The organism is Brotocaccenecus cirricatena, from assembly GCF_020687045.1.
Lineage (GTDB): Bacteria > Bacillota > Clostridia > Oscillospirales > Oscillospiraceae > Vescimonas > Vescimonas cirricatena.
Window position 1 is genome coordinate 1 of the sequence record NZ_JAJEPW010000072.1, and the last position, 11,984, is coordinate 11,984.

General features: G+C 64.8%; 13 protein-coding genes. 3 read left to right on the top strand and 10 right to left on the bottom strand.

The window, feature by feature from the left end; all coding sequences use genetic code 11:
• Positions 1–52: 52 nt before the first annotated feature.
• From LKD37_RS15095 to LKD37_RS15140, 10 genes are all read right to left on the bottom strand, one after another.
• A complete protein-coding gene (locus LKD37_RS15095; RefSeq protein ID WP_302929930.1) occupies positions 53–763 on the bottom strand; it encodes a TVP38/TMEM64 family protein in 711 nt (236 codons plus the stop codon).
• A gap of 156 nt (positions 764–919) precedes the next feature.
• Positions 920–1,705 carry an HAD-IIA family hydrolase gene (locus LKD37_RS15100; RefSeq protein WP_302929931.1) on the bottom strand — a complete coding sequence of 262 codons (786 nt, stop codon included), beginning with the start codon at positions 1,703–1,705 and terminating at the stop codon, positions 920–922.
• Positions 1,706–1,729: 24 nt separating this feature from the next.
• Positions 1,730–2,494 carry a type III pantothenate kinase gene (locus LKD37_RS15105; protein ID WP_302929932.1) on the bottom strand — a complete coding sequence of 255 codons (765 nt, stop codon included), beginning with the start codon at positions 2,492–2,494 and terminating at the stop codon, positions 1,730–1,732.
• Between the two features lie 72 nt (positions 2,495–2,566).
• Positions 2,567–4,228, bottom strand: a complete 1,662-nt coding sequence (locus tag LKD37_RS15110; RefSeq protein WP_302929933.1) for a sensor histidine kinase — start codon at positions 4,226–4,228, stop codon at positions 2,567–2,569.
• Positions 4,225–4,899 carry a response regulator transcription factor gene (locus LKD37_RS15115; protein WP_302929934.1) on the bottom strand — a complete coding sequence of 225 codons (675 nt, stop codon included), beginning with the start codon at positions 4,897–4,899 and terminating at the stop codon, positions 4,225–4,227. Before LKD37_RS15115 ends, LKD37_RS15110 begins: the two co-directional genes overlap by 4 nt.
• Before the next feature lie 3 nt (positions 4,900–4,902).
• Positions 4,903–5,547 (bottom strand): phosphate signaling complex protein PhoU, encoded by a 645-nt coding sequence (phoU, locus tag LKD37_RS15120; RefSeq protein WP_302929935.1) that lies wholly within the window; start codon positions 5,545–5,547, stop codon positions 4,903–4,905.
• Positions 5,547–6,302: a phosphate ABC transporter ATP-binding protein PstB gene (gene pstB / locus LKD37_RS15125; RefSeq protein ID WP_302929936.1), complete on the bottom strand. Its 756-nt coding sequence runs from the start codon at positions 6,300–6,302 to the stop codon at positions 5,547–5,549. Before pstB ends, phoU begins: the two co-directional genes overlap by 1 nt.
• 8 nt (positions 6,303–6,310) lie before the next feature.
• Positions 6,311–7,162, bottom strand: a complete 852-nt coding sequence (pstA, locus tag LKD37_RS15130; RefSeq protein WP_302929937.1) for a phosphate ABC transporter permease PstA — start codon at positions 7,160–7,162, stop codon at positions 6,311–6,313.
• 3 nt (positions 7,163–7,165) lie between these two features.
• Complete coding sequence (gene pstC / locus LKD37_RS15135) at positions 7,166–8,059, bottom strand: phosphate ABC transporter permease subunit PstC (RefSeq protein ID WP_302929938.1); 894 nt, start codon at positions 8,057–8,059, stop codon at positions 7,166–7,168.
• 78 nt (positions 8,060–8,137) lie between these two features.
• On the bottom strand, positions 8,138–8,992 hold the full coding sequence (locus LKD37_RS15140; protein WP_302929939.1) for a phosphate ABC transporter substrate-binding protein: 855 nt from the start codon (positions 8,990–8,992) through the stop codon (positions 8,138–8,140).
• 315 nt (positions 8,993–9,307) lie between these two features.
• Here LKD37_RS15140 and LKD37_RS15145 point away from each other — a divergent pair, with 315 nt between their 5' ends.
• From LKD37_RS15145 to udp, 3 genes are all read left to right on the top strand, one after another.
• On the top strand, positions 9,308–9,952 hold the full coding sequence (locus tag LKD37_RS15145) for an HAD family hydrolase (RefSeq protein WP_302929940.1): 645 nt from the start codon (positions 9,308–9,310) through the stop codon (positions 9,950–9,952).
• A 26-nt stretch (positions 9,953–9,978) separates the two neighbouring features.
• On the top strand, positions 9,979–11,094 hold the full coding sequence (locus LKD37_RS15150) for a THUMP domain-containing class I SAM-dependent RNA methyltransferase (protein WP_302929941.1): 1,116 nt from the start codon (positions 9,979–9,981) through the stop codon (positions 11,092–11,094).
• 89 nt (positions 11,095–11,183) lie between these two features.
• Positions 11,184–11,951, top strand: coding sequence for a uridine phosphorylase (gene udp, locus LKD37_RS15155; protein ID WP_302929942.1), 768 nt, complete (start codon positions 11,184–11,186; stop codon positions 11,949–11,951).
• Positions 11,952–11,984 lie beyond the last annotated feature (33 nt).

The following is an 11,984-nucleotide window of genomic DNA, read 5'->3' on the forward strand; positions in this document are numbered from 1 at the left end:
CCAACGAACAATAAACGGCAGTCCCCGGGCCCAGGCGGGGGGACTGCTTTGCTTATTCGTGTTCCTGTTGCTTTCGATCATGCCGCCGGCAGACGGCCCGATAAATCAGCAGCCCCACACCGGACACCGCCAGGGTCACGGCGAAAACCAGGATGGCAAACTGATAGTCCTTCACCCCCAGGGCGCTGCCGCCGATGGTGGAGGTCAGCACCGAGGGCAGACGCCCCACGGTGCACAGCAGCAGCCACTTGCCCCAGGACAGGTCCGTCAGCCCGGCGAAGTAGCACAGCAGGTCCTTGGGGGTGCCCGGCACGGTGAATATCAGCCAGAACAGGGCGTCCCGCTTGGGGGAGCTTTGCAGGAATTTCAGCTTCTCCAGCTTCTCCCGGGGGAAGAAGATCTCCACCAGCTCCCGGCCGAACCGCCGCACCAGGGCAAACACCGCCACGCTGCCCAGAACCCCCCCCAGCAGACACAGCACGCTGCCCCGCAGGGCCCCGAAGGCATAGCCGCCGCTGATCTCCAGGGGCTCCCCGGGGATCACAGCCACCACCACCTGCAAAAACACCATGCCCACATAGGCGGCCATGCCCAGCAGGCCGTGGCCGTCCACCCACAGGCGGAACTCCTCCGGCCGGGAGGCAAATCGCACCAGGGGGCGGCCAATGAACCATCCCACCGCCGCCGACAGCAGCAGGAAGATGGCGATGGCCGCCCAGGCGATGAGCTTTTTCTGTTTATCCGTGAAAACGTGCTTGTCCATAAGAAACCTCGATCTGTTGATATGGACATTATACCACATTCTTCCGGCCGTTTTTGAACAGACCGTAAAATTATCCTTAAACCGGGGTTACGCCCTTAAAGATATCACAATAAGCAATCCGCTTCCGGCAAAAACCGGAAGCGGATTGCTTATTTTTTACTGTTCTGCCGGGCCGGGGATGTCGCCCACGCCGTCCAGCACCAGCCGGGGGCGGTAGGGGAACTTGGCGATGTCCTCCCGCCGGGTGACGCCGGAGAGCACCAGCACCGTGTCCAGGCCGGTTTCGATACCGGCCACCATGTCGGTGTCCATGCGGTCGCCGATCATCACGGCGTCCTCCGAGTGGACCCCCAGGATCCGCAGGCCCGTGCGCATCATCAGGGGATTGGGCTTGCCCACGAAATAGGCGCTCTGGCCGGTGGCCATCTCGATGGGGGCGATCATAGCCCGGCAGGCGGGGATGATGCCGTCCTCCGAGGGGCCGGTCAGGTCGCTGTTGGTGCCGATGAGCCGGGCGCCCTTCAGCACCAGCCGCACCGCCCGCAGGATGTTCTCGTAATTATAGCTGTTGCCCTCGCCGATGATGACATAATCCGGGTCCACGTCGTTCATGGTGATGCCCTCGTCGTGGAGGGCCATAATCAGCCCCGCCCCGCCGATGACATAGGCGCTGCACCCCGGGGCCTGGCTGCTGATGAACCGGGCCGTGGCCAGGGCGCTGGTGTAAAAGTGGCTCTCGTCCACGTCCAGGCCCATGCGCCGGAGCTTCTGCTGCAGCTCCTTGGGGCTGCGCTCGGAGGAGTTGGTCAAAAACAGGAAATTCTTCTCCTCGCGATACAGCCAGTCCACAAATTCCTTCACCCCCGGCAGCAGCCGGTTGCCGTGATAGATGACACCGTCCATGTCGCAGATAAAGCCTTTTTTCTGTCGCAGCTGGTCCATAAGAATCCTCCTATATGATAAAATTTACCGATTTCCGCAGTTTTTCCGCCAGATCAGGGCCAGACCCCGCAGCAGCAGACTGTCGTCGTGCCGGATCCTCCGGCGGCAGTAGGGGGTAATGATCCCGGACAGGCCCCCGGTGGCCACGGCAGTACAGGGCTGCCCCAGCTCCTCCTCCATGCGCTCCAGCAGGCCGTCGGCCATGGCGGCGGCGCCGTAAATGGCCCCGGCCTGAAGGCTGTCCTCGGTGACGGAGCAGATGACCTTCCCCGGGGCCTCCAGGGCGATATCCGGCAGCTGGGCCGTGCCGGAAAACAGGGCGTGGAGACTCAGCTTCACCCCGGCCAGAATCACGCCGCCCCGATAGCGGCGCTGCCGGTCCACCACCGTCACGGTGGTGGCGGTGCCGAAGTCGAACACCACCACCGGCAGGGGATACTCCGCCGCAGCGGCGGCGTCGGCGGCCAGCAGGTCCACCCCCAGGGTCTCCGGCTGTTCAATGGCGATGTCCAGTCCGGCGGGGGTGGTGGGACCTACCACCAGGGCCTCCAGCCCCGCGACCCGGCGGATGGCGTCGGCGGTCTCCGCCGTCAGCCGGGGCACCACCGAGCCGATCGCGGCCCCTTCCGGGGCGGCCTGCCCCTCCAGCACCCGGCGGATGGCGTCGTCATACGCCTCCGGCGGCAGCGGATCCCCGGAGGGGACCCGGCACTGGGATACGACCCGGTCCTTCTCATCCAGCAGGGCCAGAACGATGTTGGTGTTTCCGATGTCGGCAGTCAGCAGCATAGGCGGTACCTCTCTTAACAGCGTTTCAGCTTGGCCGAAAAGCCTTCGCTTTTCGGCCAAGCCGGGGATATTTCAGGATTGCTTCCTGGGAATGGTGACGGTAATGGTGGTGCCCTTGCCGGGCTGGCTCTCCAGCTGCACGGTTCCGTGGTGATAGGCCACGGCGTGCTTCACGATGGACAGGCCCAGGCCGGTGCCGCCGGAGGCCTTGGAGTGGCTCTTATCCACCCGGTAAAACCGCTCGAAGATCCGGGACTGGTGCTCCGGGGCGATGCCGATGCCGGTGTCCGCCACGGAGATCACGGCGTTTTCGCCGGCATCCGACACGGTGACCCGGACGCTGCCGCCGGGGACGTTGTACCCGATGGCGTTGTCGCAGAGGTTATAGATGGTCTCGTGCAGCAGACGGCGCACACCCTCCGCCTGGACGTCCTGTCCCTCCACGGTAAGGCTGACCTGGCTTTTCTCGGCCTTGTCCCGCAGGTCGGCGGCAATGTCCCGGCACAGAGCCGGGATGTCCACCTGCTCCCAGGGCAAGGGGTCCCCCTCGTCCAGCTGGGACAGACGGATGATGTCGCCGATGAGGGCCACCAGCCGCTGGGCCTCCCGGCGGATGTGGCCCACGAACCGGGGCAGGTCCTCCTGCTTCACCAGTCCGTTTTCAATCAGCTCGGCGCTGCCGATGATCCCCTGAAGGGGGGTCTTTAATTCGTGGGAGACGTTGGCGGTGAACTCCCGGCGGCTCTGCTCCGCCGTCTCCTGCTGGGTGATGTCGAAGGCCAGCAGCACCGCGCCCAGCACGTCCTGGCCGGACCGGATGCGGGAGATATCGAACTGATAAATGCGGCCCGGGCGCTGCACATGGACCTCGCTGTGGCCGGAGGCCATGGCTTCCTCCAATGCGGCGCTGACGTCCCGGCTGCGGTCCACCGTCAGGAAATCCTGGCCCAGGCAGGTCTCGTCCGCCTCGAAAATGCGGCAGGCGGCGGGGTTGATGCTCAGCACAGCCCCGGCGTCATCCAGCAGCACCAGGCCCTCCTGCATATGGGAGGTGATCTGTTGGAACTCGTCGGACCGGCGGCGCAGGTCCGTCAGCTGGCTGTCGATCTGCCGCCGCTGGACGTTGATGCGGCACAGCAGGGGGGACAGCTCCTCATAGGTGTCGTTTTCCAGGGGGCGCTCCAGGTCCAGGGCGTTCAGGGGCGCGGTGATGCGGCGGGACAGGCGGCCCGCCAGCAGGCCCGACAGGATCAGGGCCACCGCCGCCGTCAGCAGAATGGCCGGCAGCATCCCCAGCAGCAGCATCCCCACGGTGGCCCGGCTGATGGAAATGCGCAGCACCGTGCCGTCCGGCATCCGGCGGGCATAGTAGCTGGTTTTTTCCAGCAGGGTGCTGGAATAGCGGGTGGAGTGGCCGGAGCCGGTGCGCAGGGCCTCCCGCACCTCGGTGCGGTCGCCGTGGTTTTCCAGGCTTTCGGCGTCCCGCTTGGTGTCGCACAGCACCGCCCCGTCCGGGGCGATCCAGGTCAGGCGGTAGCGGTCCGCCGTGAGCTTGTTCAGATAATCGCGGCCCTGGGTTTCCACCGCGGCGGCGGCCAGCTGCAGCTGATCCTGCAATTGGTTTTCCTGCACGGAGGCAAAATAGCTGTACAGGCAGGTCATGACGATGGCCACCGCCGCTAAAAGCACGGCGGCAGCGGACACCATAAACGAGCGGAAAATTTTCTTGGTCATTCTTGTTCCTCCAGCCGGTAGCCCACGTTGCGGACGGTCTGGATGAGACTGCCGTAGGGGCCCAGCTTCTGGCGCAGCGTGCGGATGTGCATGTCCACGGTGCGGGTCTCGCCGCAGTAATCGGTGCCCCATACCTGGGCCATCAGCTGGTCCCGGGTAAAGGCCATGCCGGGGTGGGACAAAAGCAGCCGCAGCAGCTCGTATTCCTTATAGGTCAGGGGCACCCGCTGCCCGTCGCAGGAGACGGTGTGGGCGTCCTGGTCCAGGACCAGGCCCGCCAGGTGCAGCAGGTGGGCGGGCCTGGCGCAGCGGCGCAGCACCGCCTTCACGCAGGACACCAGCTCCATGACCCCGAAGGGCTTGGTCAGATAGTAGTCCGCGCCCAGGTCCAGGGCCTGGATCTTGTCATATTCCGCGCCTTTGGCGGTGGCCATGACCACGGGGATGGAACGGGTGGCAGGGGCGGCCCGCATACGGCGCAGCAGCTCCACACCGTCCACACCGGGCAGCATCACATCCAGCACCACCAGCTCCGGCAGCTCCCGGGCCGACTCCAGCGCGGACCAGAAGGCCCCGCCGTCGGCAAAGCCCTGGGCCTGGAACCCGGTGGACTGCAGGGTGTATACCTCAATATCAAGGATACTGGCATCGTCCTCTACGCACCAGATCATGGGTTATCCCTCCTTGTGCCGGCCGGTGATGGAAAAAATCACCCACTCGGCGATGTTGGTGGCGTGGTCGCCGATGCGCTCGAAATACTTGGCGATCATCAGCAGGTCCAGGGCGTACTCCCCGTCCGCGGGGTCGGCGGCGATGCGGGAGATCAGGGCCTGCTTCACCTGGCGGAAATAGGCGTCCACGGTGTCGTCGGCGGCCAGAACGGCCTCTGCTTTTATTGTATCATGTTTTACGAATGCGTCAACACTTTCTGTCACCATGGAGATGGTGGCCCGGGCCATCTGGCAGAGAATGTCGTCATGCTCGGCGGTGCGGCCCTTCAGGAAGGTGACGATCTCGGCGATGTCCTGGGCCTGGTCGCCGATGCGCTCCATGTCGGTGATCATTTTCAGGGCGGCGGAGATCTGGCGCAGGTCCCGGGCCACCGGCTGCTGCTGCAGCAGCAGCTTCAGGCACAGGGACTCGATGGTGCGCTCCTTCTGGTCGATCTCGGTGTCCAGGGGGGCCACCCGGGCGGCCAGGTCGGGGTCTCCCTCCGTCAGGGCCTTGGAGGCCAGGGCGATGACCTCCTCGCACAGGGCGCCCATTTCAATCAGCTCCCGGTTCAGCAGCGCCAGCTGCTGGTCAAACTGTCTTCTCATTATCCGAACCTCCCGGTGATGTAGTCCTCGGTGCGCTTGTCGGCGGGGGCGGAGAACAGCTGCTCCGTTTTGCCGAACTCCACCAGCTCGCCCAGCAGGAAAAAGGCCGTGTTGTCGGAGATGCGGGCCGCCTGCTGCATATTGTGGGTGACCATGACCACGGTGTAGTGCTCCTTCAGCTCCAGGGCCAGGTCCTCGATTTTGGAGGTGGAGATGGGGTCCAGGGCGCTGGTGGCCTCGTCCATCAGCAGCACCTCCGGCTCCACGGCCAGGGCCCGGGCGATGCACAGGCGCTGCTGCTGGCCGCCGGAGAGGCCCATGGCGCTTTTCTTCAGCCGGTCCTTCACCTCGTCCCAGATGGCGGCAGAGCGCAGGGAGCGCTCCACGATGTCGTCCAGCTTGGCGTGGCTGCGGATGCCGTGGGTCCGGGGCCCGTAGGCCACGTTGTCATAGATGCTCATGGGGAAGGGGTTGGCCTTCTGAAACACCATGCCGATGCGCTTGCGCAGCAGGGTGGGGTCCACCCTGGCGTCATAGATGTTCTTCCCGTGGAAGTCCACCTCCCCTTCGATCTTCACGGAGGGGATCAGGTCGTTCATGCGGTTCAGCGTCCGCAGGAACGTGGATTTGCCGCAGCCGGAGGGGCCGATGAAGGCGGTGATCTGCCGCTCCGGAATGGCCACGGACACATCGTGGAGGGCGTGATTGGGCCCGTACCACAGGTTCAGGCTCTTGGCCTCAAGAATCGGTTCCATAAATTGCCTCATTTCTTTCGCAGCTTCCGCCCCACCAGGGAGGCGGTCAGGTTGATCAGCAGGGTCAGCACCATCAGGATGGCGGCGATGGAGAAGGCCAGGGCCGTCTCGCCCCGCTCGGTGGCGTAGACATACAGGGCCACGGTCAGGGAGGCGGCGGAGGTGTGCAGGGACTTGATAAAGCCCACCAGTTCCAGGCCGAAGCCCGCCGTATACAGCAGGGCGGCGCTTTCGCCCACAATGCGGCCCACCGCCAGGATGCAGCCGGTGACGATGCCGTCCACGGCCCCGGGCAGCACCACCGTGCGGATCATGTGCCACTTTCCGGCTCCCAGGCCCAGTGCCCCCTCCCGATAGGACTGGGGCACGGTTTTCAGGCTCTCCTGGGTGGTGCGGACGATGGTGGGCAGAATCATCACCACCAGCGTCAGGCTGCCGGCCAGGATGCCCGCCTTCAGGCCCAGCCGCTGCACAAACAGCAGCATACCCACCAGGCCGAAGATGATGGAGGGGATGCCCGTCAGGGTCTCGGTGGCGAACTCGATGACGGCCACCAGGCGGCGGTTGGCGGCGTACTCCGTCAGATAGATGGCGGCCCCCACCCCCAGGGGCAGGACGATGACCATGGCCGCCACGATGATATACAGGGTGTTGAGAATGTTGGGCAGGACGCCCACGGTGTCCTTGATATAGCTGGTCTGGCTGGTCAGCAGGGGCCAGGTGACGCCCGGCACCCCGCGATAGAAGATATAGCCGATGAGAAACAGCAGCAGGGCGCAGGTCAGTCCCGCGCACAGCCACACCAGAAACCGCAGCCCCCTGTCATACAGACGGCGGCGGGGCGACAGCTTTTCCTCCATGGGTCAGTCCTCCTTCTTTTTTTTGATGAACACGTTGAGAAATACGTTGATGAGCATAATGAACAGAAACAGCACCAGGCCGATGGAAAACAGGGCCTGCTGATACAGGCTGCCCACCGGGGCGTAGGACATGCCGGAGATGATGCCGGTGGTCAGGAACCGGACGGACTGGAACAGCCCCGGCATATTGGCCACGTTTCCGGCCACCATGATGATGGCCATGGCCTCGCCGATGGCCCGGCCCACGCCCAGCACCACGGCGGTGGCCACGCCGCTGCGGGCGGCGTGGAGGCTGACGCGGAAATAGGTCTCCGTGGCGGTGGCCCCCAGGGCCAGGCTGGCCTCCTCATACTCCCGGGGCACCGCCCGCAGGGCCGTTTCCGACACATTGATGATGGAGGGCAGCACCATAATGGACAGCACCAGGATGGCCGCCAGCAGACAGGCGCCGGACCCCAGGGAGAAGGTGGTGCGGATCAGGGGCACCAGCACGATCATGCCCACCAGGCCGTATACCACCGACGGGATGCCCGCCAGCAGCTGCACGGCGGTGCGGATCACGGCGGCGGCCCTGGGCGGGGCCAGCTTGGAGAGGAAGATGGCCGTCATCAGGCCGATGGGCACGCCGATGACCATGGCCCCGGCGGTGCCGTATATGGAGGTGAGGATGAAGGGAAGAATGCCGTACTGGGCCCCGGTGGTGGTGTTGGTGGGGTCCCACACCTGGCCGAACAGGAATTTGAACAGGCCGATCTCCCGGATGGCGGGCAGGCCCGAGAGGATCAGATACACGCTGATGACCAGCACGAAGCCCACGGCCACGATGCCGCACAGCAGGAAGATCAGATGGATCACGGTTTCCAGGGCCTTGCGGGCCCCTGTATTCTTTGAACGCATAGTCGGTTCCTTTCTGGTCCGGAACGGGAAAGGCCCCTGGCCCGGGATAACGGGTCAGGGGAGGTCTCCCGGGGATGGTTACTTGGCCACGGGCACCGCACCGGCGTTCTTGATGAGGTCGGAAGCGGCGGAGGAGGTGGCGAAGTCGAAGAAAGCCTGAGCGGCGGCGGAGAGAGTCACGCCCTGCTTGGTCACCAGCACAAAGGGACGCTGGATTTCATAGCTGCCGTCCAGGACGGTGGCTTCGGTGCAGGCCACACCGCCCACGGTGAGGGCCTTGACAGTGGACTTGCCTTCCACGGCGGACAGAGATGCGTAGCCGATGGCGTTGGGGTTGCCGGCAACGGCCTCAATGACGCCGCCGGTGGAGGTCAGCTCCTGGTCCAGCTTGCAGGCATCCTTGGTATCGGTGATGGACTCGAAACCGTCCCGGGTGCCGCTGCCGGACTCACGGCCGATGCAGGAGATGGCGCCGGGGTCGCCCCCCACCTCGCTCCAGTCGGTGATCTTGCCGGTGAAGATGTCGGCGATCTGCTGAACGGTCAGATCGGCAACCTTGCTGCCGGCGTTGACGATGATGGCGATGCCGTCCAGGGCCACGGTGGTCTCCTGGAGACCGGCGGACTTCTCCTGGTCCTTCAGGGCCCGGGAGGCCAGGCCGATATCGGCGGAGCCGTTCTTCACGGCCTCGATGCCGGCGCCGGAGCCGGTGGGATCATAGGTGACGGTGACGCCGGGGTTGTCGGCGGTGAACTGCTCCTTCAGAGCGCCGATGACCTTGTCCATAGAGGTGGAGCCGTTGGTGGACACGGAGCCGGAGAGAGCGGTGCTGTTATCGTCGTTCTTAGGGGTGTCATTGCCCTTCTGGCCGCAGCCGGCCAGGATGCCCAGCACCATGACGATGCACAGGGCCATGGAAAGAAACCTTTTCATTTTTTCAGAATCTCCTTTCGATTCAACGGATTTTGGATATCCTCGGTACAGTTCATAGGATACGGGCCGGATGTAAAGCCGGAAAGGCGTGTTTTGTAAAATCCCGGTAAAATGCCGGGCCCGGCCAAGGACGAAATTTTCGCCGCCCGGCTTTACGGATGCCCGGCGGCGTGGTATACTCCAAAAGACGGAGAACGAGAAAAATCGGAAAGAGATGAGTCCTGTGCGGAAAAATCAGACAGAGGGGCTGCTGCGGAAGCTGCCCCGGCCCGCCGGGAAGAAACCGGCCCCGGCTGCCAATAAGGAGTAAATAACATGAAATATCAGGCGATTTTATTTGATATGGACGGAACACTGCTGGACACCCTGACGGATATGCAGGCGGCGGTGAACTACATCCTGGAAAAATACGGCTATCCCACCCGGACCTTAGAGGAGGTGCGCCGGTTCGTGGGCAACGGCGCGGGACCACTGATTCACCGGGCCCTGCCCCAGGGGGTGGACCCGGACCGGGAGGCGGAAATCCTGGCGGACTACCGGGCCTATTACCAGGCCCACAACTGCGTGGAGACCCGTCCCTATGACGGCATCGGGCCGCTGCTGGAGCGGCTGCGGCAGGCAGGCGTGCGGACGGCGGTGGTGTCCAACAAGCCGGACCGGACCACCCGGACCCTGGCGGCCCGGTTCTTCCCGGAGCTGGACGGGGCCATGGGCCAGCGGGAGGGCATCGCCTCCAAGCCCGCCCCGGATATGGTCCGGGCGGCTCTGGACCAGCTTCACGCGGCCCCGGAGGAGACTCTGTATGTAGGCGACAGCGAGGTGGACGTGGCCACCGCCCGGAACGCCGGGCTGGACATGATCGGCGTGGCCTGGGGGTTCCGGGGCCGGGCGGCTCTGGAGGCCGCAGGCGCGCCCCTGGTGGCGGACACCCCGGAGCAGCTGCTGGACATGCTGCAATGACCCCAAATCACGAAACGAGGTGCAATATGCATACATTTATGGTGCCCTGCCTGCTGGGGCTGGAAAAATTGGTGGGCGACGAGATCCGGCGGCTGGGCTTGAAGGACGTGCAGGTGGAAAACGGCCGGGTGCTGTGCCGGGGAGAACTGTCCGACCTGGCGCGGCTGAACATCAACCTGCGCTGCGGGGCGCGGGTGCTGCTGGTGCTGGGCCGGTTCCCGGCCCGCAGCTTTGAGGAGCTGTTTCAGGGCACCCGGGCCATCCCCTGGGAGGAGTATCTGCCCCGGGACGCGGCCTTCCCGGTGAAGGGCTACTCCATCTCCTCCCAGCTGCACGCGGTGCCCGCCTGCCAGTCCATCATCAAAAAGGCCATGGTGGAGCGGATGAAGGCCCACTACGGCCTGGAGCAGTTCCCGGAGGACGGGGTCAAGTATCAGGTGCGGTTCTCCCTGTTCAAGGACGAGGCCATGATCTGCCTGGACAGCTCCGGGGAGGGCCTGTACAAGCGGGGCTATCGGGCCGTGGGCGTGGAGGCCCCCCTGCGGGAGACGCTGGCGGCGGCCATGGTGACCCTGTCCCGCTTCCGGGGCCGGGACCCCTTCTGCGACCCCTTCTGCGGCAGCGGCACCATCTGCATCGAGGCGGCGCTGATCGCCATGAACCGGGCCCCGGGCCTGGACCGCAGCTTCGACGCCCAGCGCTGGGGCTTTGTGCCCTCCGGGGACTGGCTGACCGCCGCCGGAGAGGCCATGGACAAGGAGTTCCACGGCCGGTACGACATCTGGGGCGGCGACGTGGACCCCCGGGCCGTGGCCATCGCCCGGGACAACGCCCGGAAGGCCGGGGTGGAGGACGTGGTGCGCTTCGAGGTGGCGGATATGCGGAATTTCCGCCGGGACGACACCTATGGCCAGCTGGTGACCAATCCCCCCTACGGCGAGCGGCTGCTGGAGCGGCAGGAGGCTGAGGCCCTGTACCGGGACTTCGGCAAAATGTGGGAGCGTCTGCCGGATACCTGGCGGACCCTGGTCCTCAGCAGCCACACGGAGTTTGAGCGCACCTTCGGCCACCAGGCCAAGAAGAAGCGCAAGCTCTATAACGGCATGATCAAGTGCGACCTGTTTATGTACGGCAACGTATAAGCACCCGCCCCGGCATTTTATTTGCACCCGGCAGCTTCCTGTGATATAATGACGGCATCACACGGATCATTTATCAAGGAGGCGCAGCTATGCAAAAGCTGGACAAACAGTTCCATATCCACTGCGTGGAGGGCGACGTGGGCCGTTACGTCATCCTGCCCGGCGACCCCGGCCGCTGCGAAAAGATCGCGGCCCTGTTCGACGACGCCCATTTTGTGGCCCAGAACCGCGAATTCACCATCTATACCGGCACCCTGCTGGGGGAAAAGGTCTCCGTCTGCTCCACCGGCATCGGCGGCCCCTCCGCCTCCATCGCCATGGAGGAGCTGCACAACATCGGCGCGGATACCTTCATCCGGGTGGGCACCTGCGGCGGCATCGACCTGGACGTGCGCTCCGGCGACGTGGTGGTGGCCACCGGGGCCATCCGCTTTGAGCACACCAGCCGGGAGTATGCCCCCATTGAGTACCCGGCCGTGGCCAATTTCGACGTCACCTGCGCCCTGGTACAGGCCGCCAAAAACCTGGGCAAGTCCCTGAAAACCGGCGTGGTCCAGTGCAAGGACGCCTTCTATGGCCAGCACAGCCCCGCCAGAATGCCGGTGTCCTATGAGCTGCTGAACAAGTGGGAGGCCTGGAAGCGCCTGCACGTGAAGGCCAGCGAAATGGAAAGCGCCGCCCTGTTTGTGGTGGCCGACGCCCTGGGCTGCCGCTGCGGCAGCTGCTTCCATGTGATCTGGAACCAGGAGCGGGAGGCCGCCGGACTGGACCAGGACATGAGCGAGGACACCACCTCCGCCGTGGAGGTGGGCGTGGAGGCCCTGAAGCTGCTGATCCAGACGGACCGGCAGGCATAAATTGCAGAAAACGGGCGGCCCCGGTCAGGGGCC